Source organism: Moraxella sp. Pampa (assembly GCF_035181385.1).
Taxonomy (GTDB): domain Bacteria; phylum Pseudomonadota; class Gammaproteobacteria; order Pseudomonadales; family Moraxellaceae; genus Moraxella.
The window spans coordinates 73,010-91,855 of the sequence record NZ_JAXCJK010000004.1; the positions used below are offsets into that span (position 1 = coordinate 73,010).

An 18,846-nucleotide genomic window follows, 5' to 3' on the forward strand; every position below is an offset into this window, starting at 1 on the left:
GCAAGCCTGCTTGGTAGGCATCAATTTAGAATTTAAAATTAACGCCCGCTAAGACATTGGCTCTCGTGCCAGATTCATTGTTCTTGGCATAATCTGCCTGTAACTTTATCTCAACATTCTCTTTACCAAGCACAACTCCGACTTGCCCCACCACCTCATTGGCAAATTTTTGTGTCAATGCTTGGTTGTTGATATGAATTTTGGCATCAGAATTGGTATGGCGGTAGCTGACACCAACACTTGGACGAACAGTCAGCCCATGTGTCATCTGAATGGCCTTGCCAATATTGACACCTGCCTGATAACTCATCATGCCAATTTTGTCTTGCTTAACGCTTACCTCGGTACCATCATTAACTCTGATTTGATAATTTGCGCTACCCAATTGATGGTAATGCACACCTGTGTGTACTTTCACATCAAGCAAGTCATTATTAAAAGTTTTGGCAACTCCCAAACCGACACTTGACATATTTTTGTTGATATCAGGCATTTGGGTTTGATGATGCTTTGTTTCGGATTTGGCTTGACCTATTGACACATCTCCCATCAATGCCAAACCATCATGATGTTGCCATTTACCGTATGCCGTACCCGTAACAAGTTGACCCTTACCTTTAAAGTCATCGGCATAATCAGCAACATAATGCAAATGACTCAAAGATGCCCCCAGTATCAAGTCGCCCATGCTCAATGGCAAAGCATGATCCAAACCAATTTGGGTCAGCTGACTTTTTTGTTCATAGCCACGATACTGGTCAGAAAAATGGTGAGTCTTTTGGGTGTCCGCCTGAATCCAAACACCTGAATGCTTGCTATCTAGATGTTGCACGCGCTCATTGATGCGCTGATTGATATGTACCAAGTGGTATGCCCCTGCTGACAATTCAGACAAAGCGGTATTTGCATATTGACTGATGACATCAGACTGCTTAACATTTTGAGCAGCCTGAGCATCTTGCCGAGCTTTTTGGGCGGCTAAATCTTTGGCTAAAGAAACTTTTTCGGCCTGCTGAGCTTCAGATTGTTTCTTAGACTCTTCTGCTTGGGTTAGCACCAATCGAGTTTGACTTTGCGACTGAATCAGACTGGCTTTTTGGGCTTTTAAATCCACCAAAGTTTGTGCCAACTTTTGAATCAACCGATCTCTTTCTTGCTCCAAAGCCACTATTAACTTAGATTTTTCATCAGCCAACCGTTCAACATCGGCCAATCTTTGTTGAGCCTCCGCTTGTTTTTGTTGCGATTGATTAAGAGCGACAATGACATCAGCTTTGGCAATCTCTGCTTGCCTTTGTATTTCTATGGCTTCATTTCTTGCCATCTGAGCTTGTTCACGCAGTTGTTGTTCTTGGCTTAATTGCTTTTGTAGCTGCTCATTTTGAAGCTCAATGTTTGCCAACTGCCGATTCATCGCCATTAAACTTTGTTGAGCATCGACCAGTACTTGATTTTGTGAATCAAGCTTTTGCTGTGCCTGTGCCAAATGCACTTTAAGCTGAGCAATGGTTTGTTCATTTGCAGCAGTACTGGCTTGCAATTTGGCACTTAAAGATTTAACATCGGCAAGAGCATTTTTTGCTTGCTCCTTTGCCAGCTGTGCCACTTTTTTAGCGTCTTCGGCTTGTTGTTGGGCCAGTTTGGTATTTTGAGCAAATAGCTGAGTCACCTGCTTAACTTGCTCTTGCGCTTGTTGCTTATCCCTCTCTGCTTTTTGTCTGGCCAAATCAGCGGTCTGTTTGTCTGCTTGAGACTGGATCAGTTTGGCCTGAATGCTTGCCAGTTCTTGTTGTTTGGCAACCAATTGGTTTTGGGCTTTTTCTTTGGCTTGATTGGCTTTTGTTAGTGCCTGCTCTTGCTTCGTCACTTGAGCCTGAACCTGCAACAAATCATTTTGCAATTTAGTAACATCAGCCAGACCCTGTGATTGTGCCAATTTCAAAGCACCTTCGAGAGCTTTTTTCTCAGCTTGTGCTTCAACCAAACCATCCTGAGCAACCTTCAAAACTTTCTCTGCTTGATTTTTAGACGAAACTGCGTTTGCCAAATCCTCTTCCAACTTAGTTTTATCAGATTTTAATCTGATAAAATCCGATTGAGATTTTACTAAGTTTTCTTGGACTTGTTGCTTATCCTTCTCTGCTTTTTGTCTGGCCAAATCAGCGGTCTGTTTGTCTGCTTGAGACTGGATCAGTTTGGCCTGAATGCTTGCCAGTTCTTGTTGTTTGGCAACCAATTGGTTTTGGGCTTTTTCTTTGGCTTGATTGGCTTTTGTTAGCATTTGGGTCAAATCGCCCAATTCTCTTTCTTTATCTGCCAGAGTATTTTTCAAGGCAGTTTGAGCATCAACGACATTTTGCAATTCGTCCGTTTTTTGTGCTACCTGGGCATTGGCATTGGTCAAATCTTGGGTTAATTTTGCCACATCAGCCGAATCATTTTTCTGCGCCAGTTGCAAAGCCTCTTGTGCTGTCTTTTTAGCCAAAATAGCCTGAGCCAACTCGCTTTGAGCCTTCATATTCTCTGCATTGGCAGCATCTAATTGGTTTTGTAAAGCCGACTTATCGCTCTGAGCTTGGCTTAGCACCAACTGAGTTTGGTTCAGCTCTTTTTGCGATTGGGTCAGATCAGATTGCAATTTTGCCAAATTGATTTGTGATTGACTCAAAGCTTCTTGGGCTTTTTTGGCAAGACTTGCCTGCTTTTTAGCTTCTTCTTCGGCCAATTTTAAAGCTTGCTCTGCCACACGCTGGGCATTTTGAGCATCTTGCTTTGCCTGACTTAAATCCTGCTGAATATCTTGAGCATTTTTTAGTGCCAACTTTGCATCATGCCATTTGTGTTCCGCATCTTTTTTATCGGCATTAGCTTGGGTTAATTGAGCTTGAGTTTGATTCAGCTGTTGCTCTATTTGATTTTTGGCTTGCTCAGCCCGAATGGCTTTGTTTAACGCTTCATCTTTTTGTTGATTGGCCAAAACCAACACTTGGTTAGCCTGCTCAAATCGCTTCTGTGCTTGATTTTGTAAATGTTCAGCATGATCTTGGGCTTGTTTTGCCATCAGTTGGGCAGCTTGAGCCTCAATCAGAGCTTTTTCTTTTTCGCTAAGCTGTTGATTGAACGATGCCAACTGATGTCGCAACGCTGTCAGCTCTTCATCGTTTGTGTTTTTCTTACCTTGAACGTTGGCAAGTTGTTGTTCCAAATTGGTTTTTTGAGCTTGGAGTTCTTGCAAGTCTTCTTGAGCTTTGACTTTTTGGCGTTCAGCCTCAACTTGGGCGGTCAATGCCTGCTGCAATGACTGTATGGCTTGAGTTTTATCAATATCAGCTTGAGCCTTATCATTGATGGCCTGCCGTAAGGCGGCTTGAGCTTGTAGTTTTTCATTTTCAGCTTGAGTTTTGGCACCATTGACCGCATTGAGTTGATCTTGTAGAGCATTTTTAGCAGCCAAGGCCTCTTGCAGTGATTGCTGAGCCTGCACTCTTAAATCATCTGCTTGGGTTTGGGCGGTTTGTGCATCGGCTAATTGCTGGCGAATCTCAGCCAATTGTCTTTCAGCATTAGCCTTGCTTGCTTGTGCCTGCTCGGCCAGTTTTCTGGCATCTTGTGTCTGCTGCTGAGCCACTTCCAGATCTTTGGCACTTGCACCACCATTTGCCAGTGCCTGCTCCAAAGCCTTTTGGGCATCTTCTCGTGCTTTGATGGCATCAGCTAGGGCCTGTTTGGCCTTTTGGGCATCTTCTGCCGCCTTTTTAGCTTCAGCATCTTTTCGGACTCTAATCTCTTCCGACTTTTGCTCATTAAACAAATAATAGCGGTTGGTTTCGTCATTTTTTAATGTATAACGCCAAGCTCCTGCATGCACAAAGTCATCTTTTAGTTTAAACTCAACATCTTTGCTTTCTTGCCCGCCGTGTTTTAATGCCACCAAGTCAAGCTCAGCAACCTTGGCTTCTGCCCCTGTATTTTGCACAGTAAGTGTATGATTGCCTGTGGCATAACCATGCACAGTCAAAGTGTCGGCCTCACCTTGTGCCAAATTGGTTTGGTGATTGAATTGAATACTGCCTGACAAATCACCATTGAGAGTTAGATTTTTAAATTCGCTAGGGTTTGTCGTTGTGTTGAGCGTGATTTGACTGCCAGTCTTTCCGTCCAAATGGCCAATCTTACCACTGTCTGGCAGCTGCCAATGGCTGTTTTCATGCAGCACAACTTGGCTTCTGCGAGCACCTGATACAGCAAGGGTGAGCGGATTTGGATTTTTTAAATGCAATTGGCTTTCATCATTTAATTGCACATTTTTCGCCAAAACATCACTATTTAGGGTGATTTTGGCGTGATTTTGGGCATTTAAGTTACCTAAAATCGTGGCATTATTCACATTAATATGGGCATGGTCTTGAGCATGAACATCGCCAGAAAGATTGAGCTTGACCAAATTTTTCTCAGCAATGGCCGCACTGCTACAATAAATTTGTCCTGTATAATCAGAGCGATAGCAATTATCTGTCTTGCCATTGACAGCACCCAAGTTTACAGTGGCATCACCAAATGCCGACACATCACCTGTCATCTGTGGCACATTACGACTGGTGGATAAGACGCCGTTACCCCTTACCTCAAAAGATTTTGCGGTAAAATTATGGTTGAGCCATTCATCCTCTAAGACCACATCTTTTTTGCCCAGATGGTCATAAGCGTGTGGAACAGGACTGCCTGAGAGTATCACTGTGCCATTTTCTACGCTCAACTTACCATCAAGATTGATATCGCCAGACAAAATCATCACTTTATCGGCAGATGATGCATTAACACGAACATTCAAAGCATGATTGGGTGTATCAACAGTAGGCTTAATTTCGCCCAGATTGCCCTGAAAAATCTGTCGGTTATTGCCAGTATCTAGATTATCTTGTACAGTCAAAGTCAAGTTGGCGGGTCTGTTAGGATTGTGATTGACGATTTTAGCACCCTCATCTACGGTGCGTAAACGATTAAAAGTTAAATCATTGCCATTTAAATCCAATCGACCACCGCGATGGCCAAACACGATATTATCAGGGATAACTTGATGTTCATCACCAAGCACAACAGTGGGTCGACCACTGGTGATATGAACTTGATTAAAGGCCTGTCTTTCACCAGCACGGTCAGCTTGCTGTGCTAAAATCAGCTTACCATCGCCCACGCTAACATCACCTAGGTTTTTTCCTCTGCCAGACACGCTCAGCGTACCTTTACCGATTTTTGATAAGCGGTCACCTGCTGGATTATGCAATCGCCATTCTACTTTCTTGCCATCAGCAACAGATATCCCAGCCCCAACCCAAGTGGCATCATCACGGCTAGGACCTATGACTGTCATATCAGCATCAAAGTACAACGCCCCCGCCCCTTGGTGAATATCACTGCCAAGACGCAAAGTGGCTCTCTCCCCTGAAAAATACACGCTTTTACCGTGATTTAAATCTTTACGAAAGTGCGTTTGGGTGGGGTTGGCTTGTGCTTTATCATACACATTGACCACTTGGCGTAAATCTTTATCGCCTGTACTGGTTATCGTGGAGGCATTTTCATTCACCAACCAATGAATACGAGAATCACGAACTTTATTGACAACATGAACTTTATCTTCGTTCATTGTTTTTTCAATAAAGTCATTATGATGCAAAACCGTCCAGTTGCCATTAACCTTATTGCCCGCGCGGTGAACAGCAATGGCGGTCCATTGTTGTTGGTCAGCATCATAGGCAATGATAGGAGAACCGCTATCACCACCCAGTGTTATCGTGGGCATAGGACCATAAGCACTACTATTAACAGCGGTACGACCATCAACAGCGCCAATATACAATTCACCACTTCCAAGCAAGGCAATGCCATTCATGATATTACCACCGATCAAATACTGATAAAACCCTGCTACTTCCTTATCCTCACCGCCTGCAATGGGGCGAACCTTTTGTACACCCATGCCATTTCGCATGATATAAGGAAAGCGTCTGCGGTCTTGCAAAACCTTCCAATCATCTACCTTTAAAACAGGTATCGGGGCTGTTTCGGTAACTAATTTATGCAAGCGAGGGATGTGATAATCATCAATATTAATTTCCCTGCCATTTTGACCACTTGGTGGCTTCTCATTTCTATCCACAATAAAATAGTTGAAATTACTTTCTGGGTGTCCGTCTTGCTTAGGAGAGCCAAAGGCTACAGATTTATAGTATTTATTATGTTTGACACTGGCAATATACTGCGGATCAATAAGATGAGCAACACCGTTATTAACCGAAATGATTGACCAATCAGGCACAGGCGTGCCATCAGCAAGCATGAATCCGCGTGAATGACCTTGGTTATCAATCACTTCAATATTACTCGCCCCCAGCACAAACTTTCCTTTATTTTCAGCAAAATCACGAAAGTATTGATAATTGATACTGTCGGTAACAACACCAGAATGGGCATCTAAAATAGCAAGGCTAAGAGCACTGGCAAGCAAAGTTTTTTTAAAATGATATGACATGATAATAAGTATTACTGATAAAAAAATAGTCCAATATTGTATCACATCTTGCTTTATCAGTTTTTATGTTTTTTGTATCTGATGATTATAATACTGTAATACGGTTATTTTACAATCACACTGACCATCAAGCTGAGATACACATACCGATACCGCCATCAACCAGATTGACTAACCGTCTACAACCTCTCCATAAACCCCCAAACTCATCTTAAAATCTGCCAACTGCTCACTCTCCATCTGTACGCTGATGATGACCGCCTGTCCATAATCTACGCCAATAATCTTACCAGCAACCTGCCCCACCAAATAGCGAATTTGTGCTTCATGGGCAAAATCTGTCACGACTTTGACCTTTGATTTGGCAATAAATGGCATCAACACCATATTATCTACCACCATCTGAGTAGCGGTGGCATAGGCTCGTGTCAATCCGCCTGCACCAAGTTTAATGCCACCAAAGTAACGCACCACCACGACAAGCACATTACCAATGCTCTTGTGTTGCAAAACATTGAGAATGGGTCTACCTGCCGTGCCATTTGGCTCACCATCATCATCAAAGCCTGCCGAGGTGGTGTTGTTTGGATCGCCAATGATGTAGGCGGTGCAATGATGCCGTGCATCAGGATATGCAGATTTTAGTTGTTCCACATGAAACATTACTTGATCTTTACTGTCAATTGGATAAGCAAAAGCAAGAAATTGTGATTTTTTAATTTCATAAACAGCTTGGCAAGGGATAGATGGCGTATGGTAGGTCATGTTTTGGTTTTATTGAATAAATGTGATAAACTAGGCGGTATTGTAACTTATTTTAAGCAAAAAAATCATGCGATTAGACAAATTCATCAGCAAGGCTACCGAATTATCCCGCAGCGAATGCAAAAAAATCCTTCACCGTGGCGAAATCGCCGTCAATGGCGAAATCATCAAAGATGGCAGTCACCACATTAATAGCGATGATGATGTCATGTGGGCGGGCGAAACACTGAGTGTTGCAGAAGGCAATCGCTACATTTTACTGTATAAGCCAGATGGCTTTGAATGCACACTTAAAGCCAAAGAGCACCCCATCGTTACCGATCTTATTGCCGTTCCCGAAGTATCAAGCTTACGCATGGCAGGGCGACTTGATGTTGATACCACAGGGGCGTTATTACTTTCTGATGATGGTACATGGTTGCACCGTGTAACCAGCCCAAAACGCCACCAACCCAAATGCTATGAGCTGACTCTTGCCGACCCCATGAATGCAGATGAACAAGCACACGCCATCAAGCAAGTCGCAAACGGTATTTTGTTAGAAGGTGAAACCGAAAAAACCCACCCCGCCAAGCTGTCTTTCATAGATGAAACACACGCCACACTGATTTTGACCGAAGGTAAATACCACCAAGTCAAACGCATGATGGCGTATTTTGGCAATAAAGTCATAAAATTGCACCGTAGCAGCATTGGCACGATTACTCTTGATGGCTTAGAAATGGGCGAATGTCGCTTTTTGACAGCAGATGAAATTGAGCAGTTTTAACAAATTACCTTAACAAATTACCTTAAAAATGCTGAGCAAAAAGATGGCTTTCATCCACCAAGCTAACCCCTTTGTTTAAAAAAAATTTAAAAAAAGGAAAATTACAACCATGAAAAAAATCATCAAGCCCCTTATTTTAGGTTTGGCTCTCACTACTGGTACAGCAATTGCTGCAGATAATAACACCACAGATAATCATGTGATTCGCACCACATTGACAAACGCAGGACTCACCGTCCCCATTCAAAGCATCGTGGCAAGCCCCATCAGTTCGCTCACCCTGCTTACTTTGGGCAATGGCCAAGAACCACTACTTATCACAGATGATTTGCAGTACATCATTCAAGGCAATATTGAGCCAAACCCAAGCAAAATACTTGATATAAGCAAACAAATCAGCACAGCAGCGGCAGGCACGCCCATCAGCAATGCCCACAAAACTGCTTTGCTTTCCAATATGACGGCTCTTAAAAATATTGACGACGATGCTGCTTTTTATCACACCAATATCAAAGATGTGCTATGGGGCGTATCGGCAAGTGGCACACCGTTTTTAGTGAGTGCTGATGGGCAGTATTTCATCAACGGAGAGATTTCTGTCATCAAAGAGGGACGGTTTGCAGGGCTAGACAATGACTTTGAGACCGCCAAAAATCGCCATGTATTCTCAAAGCTTGATGAAGACACGCTCACCATCTATCCTGCCAAAGGCCAACAAAGAGCGGTTGTGTACATTGCCACCGACATCAACTGCCCATATTGCAGAATGTTTCATCATAAAATCCATGAATTTAACACAAAAGGTATCACCGTAAAAGCCATTGGCTACCCTGTTTATGATGAATCACATACTCCCATGCGTCAGATTTGGTGCGAAACCAACAACACCAAGCGTGCCGCTTTGTTATCTGCTGCCATGAAAGGCATTCATGGCATAAGCAACGCCTGCCAAAATGATAAAAACCCCATCAAACACAATCAAATCATGGCACATTCATTGGCAATCATTGCTACGCCTGCCATTTTTAATGAACATGGCGATTTATTTCAGGGCGACTTTACCACAGATGAATTCTTAGAATTTTTAAATATTAAATAAAATAAGCAACCTAAATAAATACCACCAACCTTTATCAAGCCTTTAAGCGAAGACTTGTGCGAGATTTTATCATGACCGACAGAGCGTTTTTATGAATTTTTATCTCAATTTTTAAGGAAAATATGTAAAATTTTACACATGCCTACCTTGATAAATGAGGCAAAATCACCATAAAAAACAAAACTATTTTGGCACTACGGAATTAACATGAGCAGAGATTTTTATACCATTTTGGGCGTAGATAAGTCGGCTGATGAAAAAGAAATCAAAAAAGCCTATCGTCGCCTAGCGATGAAATACCACCCAGATAAAAACCCAGATGATCCAACCGCCGAAGAGAAATTCAAAGAGGCGACAATGGCGTACGAGGTGCTGTCAGATGCACAAAAACGCGCCAGCTACGACCGCATGGGACACGCCGCCTTTGAGCAAGGCATGAATAATGGCGGTTTTGGTGGTGCTGGTGGTTTTAATGGCGATTTTGGTGATATTTTTGGTGATATTTTTGGACAGGCGTTCGGTGGAGGCGGAGGTGGCTTTGGCGATTTCTTTGGCGGTGGTCGTTCATCTCGTACGCGTGCCAGTAAGGGCAATGACCTACTTTATCGTCTCAGTCTAAGCCTAGAAGAGGCAGTTAAAGGCTGCAAAAAAGAAATACAGTTCAGTTCATCTGTCAGTTGTGGCACTTGTCGTGGCAATGGGGCAAAATCAGACGCAGACATCACCACCTGCCACAGCTGTGGGGGGCACGGTCAAGTGCGTATGCAACAAGGCTTTTTTGTCATGCAACAGACCTGTCCAGACTGCCACGGCACAGGCAAGACCATCAAAAATGCCTGCCCAGACTGTCATGGCGAGGGCAAGCAACAAAAATCACAAACTCTGGAAGTTTCTATCCCAGCAGGTGTTGATGATGGTGACCGTGTACGCCTAGCAGGCAAAGGAGAGGCAGGCGATGCTGGTATGCCAAATGGCGATTTGTATGTTGAAATTCATGTCAAATCACACGAAATTTTTACCCGTCATGGTGCAGACTTGCACATAGATGTTCCCATAGACATTGCCACCGCTGCCTTAGGAGATGAGGTTGAGGTCCCGACCTTGGACGGCCGTTTAAAAATTAAAGTCGTTGAGGGCACACAATCTGGCAAACTGCTACGCATACGCGGAAAAGGCGTCACGACTGTGCGTGGTGGTATGCAAGGTGATTTGATTTGCCGAATCATTGTTGAAACACCAACCAACTTATCACATGAACAAAAAGAACTGCTTCGTCAATTCCAATCCACACTTGGCAAAGAAAATGCAGCAGGCAAAAAGAAAGGTTTTTTTGATAAAATCAAAGACGAGGTAAAAGACATTTTTGATTAATCATTTGGCATTGTCAAAAACACGGTAAAAAATTACCGTGTTTTTATTTTGTATTTTCATTTAAGGCTGTTTTGGGTATAATCCAATGCACCACTCACCAACTTTAAAGGACATCATCATGAGCAACATCAACATCGGCATCATGGGTGCATCAGGTCGCATGGGGCGAATGCTACTACAAGCAGTACTAGACAACCCAAACGCCAACTTAAAGGCAGGCTTTGTGCCAAATTTTTCAAGTTTGATTGGTGCTGATGCAGGTGAATTCATCGGCATGCCCAAAGTGGGCGTACCATTGTCCACTTTCACACAAGTTGAGCACTTAGAAGGATTGAATGTATTGATTGATTTTAGCCTACCCAATGCAGTTGATGCAACCATTGATGCTTGTGTGTCAGCAGGTGTTCCGATGGTTATGGGGGTAACAGGTTTGTCTGATGAGCAAGAAATTAAATTAAAAAAAGCCAGCCAAAGCATTCCTATTGTCTATGCTGGCAACTATTCAACAGGCGTCAATTTATCGCTCAATCTGTTGGCCACCACCGCCAAAGTGCTAGGACTAGATGCTGATGTTGAAATCATCGAACATCACCACAAACACAAATTAGATGCACCATCTGGTACGGCATTGATGATGGCAAAGTCAGTTGCTGACGCTCGTGGTCAAAGCCTAAAAACCGCCCTAGTTCATGGTCGTCAAGGCACATTAAAACGCACGCCAGGTGAGATCGGCATGCACGCCATTCGTGGTGGCGAAATCGTCGGCGAGCATACGGTTGAATTCATCATGAATGGTGAGATCATCGAAATTACCCACAAAGCCATGAGTCGTATGACCTTTGCCATGGGTGCGGTGCGTGCTGCCAGCTGGGCGAGCGGTCAGTCTGCAGGTTTGTATGACATGCAAGATGTGCTTGGTTTAAAGGCATAATTTGTAAAAACCACAAACCAAGAGCCTTTAAATATCATGCAATTTGCATAAACAAAAAATGAGCCAACAATAAAAAAATTAAAAACACAATGAGCTACCAAAATTGGGGCGATTAAAAAGCCTCAAAAATTAGGTCCATTTTCCTAATTTTTGAGGCTTTTCATGGCATTTAGACCACCCTTTCAACAAACAGCTCATTACCCACAACACGCTTTATCATCGCACGCTCTCCTACTAAGATGGGCACATCATCATGGGTACGGCACACCCATTCACTTGCCCCAAGCAATGGTACATTAAAGCGAATTTTACCACCCTTACTATCAGTATGTTCAACAATCATGCCCATCTCACCAATGATGCCAGCACCACCCAAGCCAGCCTTAGTGCGGGTTTGAATCTTTGGCTGAATGAACCTAAACCAAAGTACGCACAGCACAATCGACAACAAAAGCCAAATGATAACAGCGATACTCCAACCCATCGGTATTAGCCAAAATACCAATGCCACGATCAGTGCCGCCACACCAAACCAAATCAGAAAAAATGATGGTAAAAACATCTCAAGCGTGACTAACGCCACCCCAAAAACCAGCCAATGCCATGCCTGAATCATCTTTTAGCCCTCTTATAGCCATTTGTCTCTTTATTTTGATCTTATTCTGTGCAGTATACAGCCAAACAGTGTATAAAGCCATAGTAAAATCTGCCAGACCATTGATTTGGCCCTCATCAATCCATAATGTCATATTACAGCATCACAATGCCATCACCTAAGTGCTCAGTTGGCAAGCTTACCACAAAGTAATTTGCTAATGGCAGTGGTGACTTTAAGATCCGCGTCCAATCGTTTCAATCAAGTCAAGCCAGACTACGATCATCAGGATTCACCTCACCAATCAGATGTGAGGTCATTTACATAAAATTACAAATATCACCCATCATTCATGCTATGCAACATCAAAAGCCATACGCCATACCAGTAAATACACAAAGCCAAAAAAGCAATCAGCATTTAAAAAAATGTTTGAATACTTATGTGTCAGATTTTTTGCTAGTTTTTATTGTATATTTGCTTTAAATTTGCTATGATAACAATAAGTTTAATTCTGGCACAATAATGTAATATATAGTGTCATTCACTGATGCCATTTGGCATACCTTTATACCCATCTTGGAGATTATTATGCAAGTTAAACATGTTGCTCTTGCCATTTCTGTTGGCATGCTATTAACCGCTTGTGCTACCGGCAGTGGTAGTAGCAGTGCAAGTATTGCAGTTGATGCCCCAAAACCTGCTTACTCAGGTAATTTATATGAAGACCTTGAGCTCAAAAGCGACCTAGAGGGCGTGTTTTCTACATTCAGCAAACAAGATGCATGGGTAAAAGATTTACGCGTAAAAATTGGCGATAAAACTTTTGACAATGGCAGTAAAATCAATTTTAAAGAGCTTGGTCAAGGCTTTGTTGTGATGCCTGTTACAGCCAGCATGCAAGTGACTGTTGACCATGAAGACAAAGCACAAATGAAAAGCGGTGAAAAAATCGTGAGCGGTAATATGGCGCTATTGCAACAGCAATACTCACTTGCTTTTGTCGGACTGCACAACAAAATTACTCACGCTGACGGCACACAAACTGTTGCCAAGATTGATCTTTTTGGTAGCGTGCATGGAAAAGAAACAAAAAATCTACCTGCAGGGCAAGCTACATATGTCGGCAAAGGCTATAGCATTTTTAATAATAAATTTGACAGCAAAAACGATGTCGACACCTACAACTTTACTTACAATGTTGACTTTGCCAACAAAACAGGCGAAGGCTCACTGGTCGGCCGTGACACATTGACACTACAAAAAGGTAATTTAACCTTTAACCTAGAAGATGAAGAACATCAAATAGAAGGTAAAGTTACTGGTCTATCAAATGGTGAGTATAAGTTGAATTTCTTTGGTGACAACGCTGAAGAAATAGCAGGGTCTTTTGATAGCGATAGCAAAACAGGCATCATTGGCGGCAAAAAACAATAAGCCCACAAAGATTGCCAACAAAAATAAAAAACCACACAATTTGTGCGGTTTTTTATTTAATCAGCCAAAACACACTCTTAGTTCAACAAGCATTCAATAAGCCATGCCCAATGTCGCACCAATATAACATCAATAATCACACCGCCAAATCTGCCAAGTCACCTTTGGTCTCCAACCAAGTCTTACGGTCAGATGAGCGTTTTTTAGCTAAAAGCATGTCCATCAGCTTTGAGGTTTGCGTCCAATCATCTAAGTCAAGCTGAACCAGCCTGCGAGTATCAGGGTTCATTGTTGTCTCACGCAAATGATCAGGGTTCATTTCTCCCAAACCTTTAAACCGAGTAATCTGAGGCTTGCTTTTGTTCTTGGTCTTTTTTAGGATATTGTTTAATTCATCATCATCAAGGGCATAATACACCTCTTTACCAATATCAATACGATACAAAGGCGGCATGGCAACAAACAAATGCCCTGCCTCCACCAACGCCTTAAAATGCTTAACAAATAACGCACAAATGAGTGTGGCGATGTGCAGTCCGTCCGAGTCAGCATCTGCTAAAATACAGATTTTATCATAACGCAATTCGGACAAATCGTCAGAAGCAGGGTCAACGCCAATGGCAATGGCAATATCATGAATTTCTTGACTTGCCAAAACAGTATCGTGCGAGATTTCCCATGAATTTAAAATCTTACCACGCAAGGGTAAAATTGCTTGAAAATGACGATCTCTTGCTTGTTTGGCCGAACCACCCGCCGAATCACCTTCCACCAAGAACAACTCTGCCCCATCTTTTAAATCACCCTTACAATCGGCAAGTTTTCCCGGCAAGGCTGGACCTTGTACAACTTTTTTTCTGGCAACTTTTTGGGCAGATTTTAGGCGTTTACCAGCGTTGGCAATCGCAAGCTCAGCGATCATCTTGGCAGTATCTGGATGAACATTAAGCCATAGACTAAACGCATCTTTGGCTAAGGCCTGCACCAAAGGAGCGGCCTCACGACTGGATAATCGCTCTTTGGTTTGCCCACTAAACTGTGGTTCAACAAACTTGAGCGATAAAATAAAGTTCACCCCCTCCCATACATCATCAGCCGTCAGACGAACATTTCTAGGCAACAAATTATGGATTTCACAAAACTCTCTTAACGCATCAGTGATGCCCGTACGCAGTCCATTGACATGGGTTCCGCCTTGTATGGTGGGAATGAGATTGACATAACTTTCAGCGACACAAGCACCACCTTCAACAGACCACGCAACCGCAAATGTCGCCCCGCCACGCTCGCCACCGACTGGCTCTTGACTAAAATAAAAAGGTGCCATAGGGACAATTTGCGTATCGCCAAGCTGTTCGGTCAGATACTGCACCAGACCATCTGTATATTGCCAAGTTTCGCTATCAATAGGGTCAATTTCTGAAATAAAGTCAATCTTTAGCCCTGCAGACAAGACCGCTTTGGCCTTTAAATTATGCTTTAAGGGCTTGATGGCAAACTTAGGGTTGTCAAAATATCGCTCCTCCACCCAAAAGCGTACTTGCGTCCCTCGCTTTTTCTTATTACTACTTGGCTTTTGTGCCAGTGCTGTTACAGGCACACCCTGCTCAAAAATCATGTGATACTCAAAGCCATCTCGCCACACCGCAACCTCTACTCGCTTGGATAAGGCATTAACAACACTGATGCCAACTCCATGCAAGCCACCACTGATGGCATAATTATCTGTAGAAAATTTGCCACCTGCGTGCAATCGTGTCAAAATCAGTTCTACACCTGATTGATTAAATTCTGGATGCACATCAGTTGGCATGCCCCGTCCATCATCAAGCACCGATAATGAACCGTCCGCATGGAGCGTTACTGTGATATTTTTGGCATGCCCAGCCAAAGCCTCATCAACCGAGTTATCAATCACTTCTTGGGCCAAATGATTAGGGCGTGCCGTATCAGTGTACATGCCTGGACGACGACGGACAGGCTCCAATCCTTCTAAGACTTCTAAGTTTTGGGTGGTATATTGATTCATTTTTTTGTACTTATTTTTGAAATAAAAAGATATTGTAACCCATTTTGAAAAATATTTGAATTTGACTGCTAAAATTCCTCACATTCATCAAAATACCATCAATCAATCAACACAAAAAATTATTCAAAAGGCTATGATGACATGCGTGTTTTTTTGGTGTTCATGTCTTATCATATTTATCGTCTGATACTACAGAGTAAGCTTGTTGTTTTATTGTTATTATTATATAATCCAAAAAAAATTTAGACCCACCAAATGAGCTATTTCATGAAAATATTAAAACCCACCCTACTGGCTTTGGCAGTATCATCAACACTTGCTCACGCATCTAGCTTGCGTAATGACATCAATCTACAAGTTTATCGTGATTTTGCAGAAAACAAGGGTGAATTTATTGCAGGTGCTACCGACATTACAATCACCAATAAAAATGGCAAAATACTGGGCAAATTGCTGCCCGACGGTGTGCCCGTACCTATTTTTTCGGCCACTTCCAGTGGCAAAGGCATCTTAACATTAGTTGCACCACAGTTTGTCACAAGTGTACAGCACAACTATAATACATATTTTAAGGAAGTTGAATTTGGCACTCATGATGTACATCATGCCCCAAAAAATCGGTATCATGCCGAGCTTCGTAACGATTATGAAACCAAAATCAACCCTCTTGATAAAGAATATTATGCAACAATCAAAGCAAATGGTGAGGGTCATTTTGCGATTGATGACGAAGTAAAAGATGGTGTTATCACACAAGACGAAGCATATGCACGACAACTCAATTTTTATGACTTTAATATCCCAAAATTAAACAAAATGGTTACCGAGGTTGCACCAACGCTGACCAGTGACTCTGCTCAAAGCTTTGACCCAAAAAATTATGCAGCTTTCATGCATGTAGGGGGAGGTGCACAAGAAGTTATTGATCCTAAAACTGGCGACGGCATACTCTTAAAAGGCACTCACCCACAAGACCAGCATCAAGACAATTTTTTTGTTTATCGCTTTTTGACGGCAAGTGCAGTGCCTCGTTTTTCAGATGAGCCACGAGTAGATTGGAGCAGCTTTACCCATGATGGTATCGTGTACTACTTGATGAGTGAGCGTTTTAAATTTGAGGATTTGTACGATTCTACAAAAAAAACCACCGATTCACCATTGGCAGCAGTAGCACAAAGTGGTGATAGTGGTAGTGGTCTATACGGTTTTAACAAACTCACTAAGCAATGGGAATTGGTAGGATTGGTTGCTAGTGGCGATGGACAACCTGGTGCACGCAGTAAATCTCCAAATGATGATGGTAAGAATGGTTCCAGATACACAATCTTTGACCGAGAGTTTATGGAGAAAGTAATAGCTCGCAGAGCTGTTGGAGAGATTGCAGGTGAGCTGGCTTGGCAACAAGACGGTGATGATACCAAATTCATCACTGATGATAATTCAAGCTTCACCCTGGGTAAGCATGATGATTTGTATGTTGATGAAGACACACATCTAAAAATCAAAGGTGATGTTGTACAAAAAAGCGGTGGCATTCATGTAGGTCTGGGTGGACAACCCACCCATCTGATCATTAGTGGTGGCAGTCATAAAGGTGGGGGTATTAATGTCGCTAATGGCAGCTCTGTGAATTTTTCTAGTCAGATTACCGCTGATGATTATCTGGCCAAACTTGGGGAAGGTACGCTTGTCATTGATGGCAATAACAACAACCAAGGTGGCATCTCAGTTGGTGATGGCGTGGTGTATCTATCCAAAGAAGGTCAAGCTGCTAATTATGTAGAGCTGGCCAGTGGTCGTGGCACGGTGGTACTGGATAAACCAAATCAGGTGAAAAATAATGACTTCAGATTTGGTCATCGAGGTGGTGTGCTAGACATACATGGACAGACCATCACCACTGACTATATGCACAATGTCGATGATGGTGGTATCATCACCAACCGTGCCAATACCAACGGTTCGGTGATTTGGAAAGGCGAGCGAAAACTTCTAAATGAAACAAAAAATGGCATTAACTACATTCTTAATGAGCAAACAAACGATCTTTATATCCTGATTGGCGATAGTAAGATGCGCACCACAGGAAAAACGGACAATAATTATGTGCTCGTAGGCACTCAAAACAGTGAGCCAGGCAATAGCAACAAGATTAATAAGAAAGCTCGTGAATTTCAAAAACTCCAAGGCAATCGCACCGCTTTTTCTGGGAAACTGGGCGAGCAGACTCAGGCTGGAAAGCTGGATTTTGTCTTTGATCCAAAAGACAGTACCAATGGCCTGTTGTTGTTGACAGGTGGCAGTGCACTAAATGGTAAAATTAAGGCAAATGATGGCAAATTAGTACTGGCAGGAAGACCGACACCAAGAGCGTTTGACCATATTAATCAAACAGAATTTGACCCCAACAAAAACACTTGGATAGAGCGTTCTTATCAAGCTGACAGCATAGAAGGTACAAATAATGCCGTCATTAAAACTGCTCGTGGTGCCAATGTCCTTAAAGCAAATATTGTAGGTAGCCAAAATGCCAGTTTTGATATTGGTTTTTCTAACAATGCCTCAGATAAGCTGTGCATACGCTCAGATTATAACGGTCTGATTGAATGCAGTGCACTCATTCCAAACCAGACTCAAACACACGAAGTTCGCACTTCATTATTAGGCGATGCCAAATTAACAGATCGTGCCAAATTGCAACTCACTCACACTGATTGGACGGGCTCTGCCAATACCAACAAAGACAATACCATTACGCTAAATGATAGCAAATGGCAAATGAATGATAATGCTCATATCGGCAATTTGACATTATCAAATGCGCAAGTACATTTATCAAAAGACGGTTTGGCAAAAGATAAATTTAACACGCTGACGGTGCAAGGGGATCTGACAGGTTACAGTGATATTTATTATCGCACCCACATCAAAGAGCTTAGGGGTGACAAAGTGACTGTAGAAGGTAAAACTGCAGGCACGCACACCCTGTATGTCTCTAACAGTGGCAAAGAACCTGCTAAGGCAAACAGCACATTATCGTTGTTTGAAACCAAAGGCGGTCGTGAAGATGGTTTAAAAGTCACCCTGCACAACCAAGAGGTAGACCTTGGCGCTTATCGTTATGTATTAGGCGATGATAAGCAAAAATTTTATCTATATAGCCCAATGGTCAATCTAGAAGCGGAGCGTAAAGAAGCGGAGCGTAAAGAAGCGGAGCGTAAAGAAGCGGAGCGTAAAGAAGCGGAGCGTAAAGAAGCGGAGCGTAAAGAAGCGGAGCGTAAAGAAGCGGAGCGTAAAGAAGCGGAGCGTAAAGAAGCG

The 18,846-nt window shown here is 42.7% G+C and carries 10 protein-coding genes and 1 pseudogene; 6 read left to right on the top strand and 5 right to left on the bottom strand.

Translation table 11 applies throughout. The features are described from left to right. Positions 1-25 precede the first annotated feature (25 nt). Both R0123_RS07670 and R0123_RS07675 read right to left on the bottom strand, forming a co-directional pair. On the bottom strand, positions 26-6,532 hold the full coding sequence (locus R0123_RS07670; RefSeq protein WP_323843641.1) for a S6 family peptidase: 6,507 nt from the start codon (positions 6,530-6,532) through the stop codon (positions 26-28). A gap of 171 nt (positions 6,533-6,703) precedes the next feature. Continuing rightward, positions 6,704-7,297 carry a YigZ family protein gene (locus R0123_RS07675; protein WP_323843642.1) on the bottom strand — a complete coding sequence of 198 codons (594 nt, stop codon included), beginning with the start codon at positions 7,295-7,297 and terminating at the stop codon, positions 6,704-6,706. A 67-nt stretch (positions 7,298-7,364) separates the two neighbouring features. Here R0123_RS07675 and R0123_RS07680 point away from each other — a divergent pair, with 67 nt between their 5' ends. The 4 genes from R0123_RS07680 to dapB all read left to right on the top strand — a co-directional run bounded on the left by R0123_RS07680 (position 7,365) and on the right by dapB (position 11,467). Beyond that, positions 7,365-8,066 carry a pseudouridine synthase gene (locus R0123_RS07680; RefSeq protein WP_323843643.1) on the top strand — a complete coding sequence of 234 codons (702 nt, stop codon included), beginning with the start codon at positions 7,365-7,367 and terminating at the stop codon, positions 8,064-8,066. Positions 8,067-8,175: 109 nt separating this feature from the next. Next, the gene (locus R0123_RS07685) at positions 8,176-9,165 is read left to right on the top strand and encodes a DsbC family protein (RefSeq protein WP_323843644.1); all 990 of its coding nucleotides are present in this window, start codon (positions 8,176-8,178) and stop codon (positions 9,163-9,165) included. A gap of 207 nt (positions 9,166-9,372) precedes the next feature. After that, positions 9,373-10,536, top strand: a complete 1,164-nt coding sequence (dnaJ, locus tag R0123_RS07690; protein ID WP_323843645.1) for a molecular chaperone DnaJ — start codon at positions 9,373-9,375, stop codon at positions 10,534-10,536. Positions 10,537-10,654: 118 nt separating this feature from the next. Continuing rightward, positions 10,655-11,467 (top strand): 4-hydroxy-tetrahydrodipicolinate reductase, encoded by an 813-nt coding sequence (dapB, locus tag R0123_RS07695; RefSeq protein WP_323843646.1) that lies wholly within the window; start codon positions 10,655-10,657, stop codon positions 11,465-11,467. 169 nt (positions 11,468-11,636) lie between these two features. On the opposite strand, the gene R0123_RS07700 is transcribed toward dapB, so the two are convergent. Further along, positions 11,637-12,083: an NfeD family protein gene (locus tag R0123_RS07700; RefSeq protein WP_323842241.1), complete on the bottom strand. Its 447-nt coding sequence runs from the start codon at positions 12,081-12,083 to the stop codon at positions 11,637-11,639. Positions 12,084-12,653: 570 nt separating this feature from the next. Between R0123_RS07700 and R0123_RS07705 the strand changes: the two genes are divergently transcribed. Next, positions 12,654-13,499 carry a factor H binding protein domain-containing protein gene (locus R0123_RS07705; RefSeq protein ID WP_323842240.1) on the top strand — a complete coding sequence of 282 codons (846 nt, stop codon included), beginning with the start codon at positions 12,654-12,656 and terminating at the stop codon, positions 13,497-13,499. Between the two features lie 136 nt (positions 13,500-13,635). Here the strand turns inward: R0123_RS07705 and parE are convergent, their stop codons facing one another. Beyond that, positions 13,636-15,528, bottom strand: coding sequence for a DNA topoisomerase IV subunit B (gene parE / locus R0123_RS07710; RefSeq protein WP_323843647.1), 1,893 nt, complete (start codon positions 15,526-15,528; stop codon positions 13,636-13,638). A gap of 267 nt (positions 15,529-15,795) precedes the next feature. On the opposite strand from parE, the pseudogene R0123_RS07715 reads away from it, so the two are divergent. After that, positions 15,796-18,663: pseudogene (locus tag R0123_RS07715) on the top strand (S6 family peptidase); the annotation flags it as partial. A 14-nt stretch (positions 18,664-18,677) separates the two neighbouring features. On the opposite strand, the gene R0123_RS08525 reads toward R0123_RS07715, so the two are convergent. Then, the coding region (locus R0123_RS08525) for a pentapeptide repeat-containing protein (RefSeq protein ID WP_416381707.1) at positions 18,678-18,846 on the bottom strand (169 nt) is incomplete at its 5' end.

What these genes read in the sequence shown, in the direction of transcription:
- R0123_RS07670 (WP_323843641.1), bottom strand. Translation starts at nt 6,532, where the DNA reads ATGTCATATCATTTTAAAAAAACTTTGCTTGCCAGTGCTCTTAGCCTT.
- R0123_RS07675 (WP_323843642.1), bottom strand. Translation starts at nt 7,297, where the DNA reads ATGACCTACCATACGCCATCTATCCCTTGCCAAGCTGTTTATGAAATT.
- R0123_RS07680 (WP_323843643.1), top strand. Translation starts at nt 7,365, where the DNA reads ATGCGATTAGACAAATTCATCAGCAAGGCTACCGAATTATCCCGCAGC.
- R0123_RS07685 (WP_323843644.1), top strand. Translation starts at nt 8,176, where the DNA reads ATGAAAAAAATCATCAAGCCCCTTATTTTAGGTTTGGCTCTCACTACT.
- dnaJ (WP_323843645.1), top strand. Translation starts at nt 9,373, where the DNA reads ATGAGCAGAGATTTTTATACCATTTTGGGCGTAGATAAGTCGGCTGAT.
- dapB (WP_323843646.1), top strand. Translation starts at nt 10,655, where the DNA reads ATGAGCAACATCAACATCGGCATCATGGGTGCATCAGGTCGCATGGGG.
- R0123_RS07700 (WP_323842241.1), bottom strand. Translation starts at nt 12,083, where the DNA reads ATGATTCAGGCATGGCATTGGCTGGTTTTTGGGGTGGCGTTAGTCACG.
- R0123_RS07705 (WP_323842240.1), top strand. Translation starts at nt 12,654, where the DNA reads ATGCAAGTTAAACATGTTGCTCTTGCCATTTCTGTTGGCATGCTATTA.
- parE (WP_323843647.1), bottom strand. Translation starts at nt 15,528, where the DNA reads ATGAATCAATATACCACCCAAAACTTAGAAGTCTTAGAAGGATTGGAG.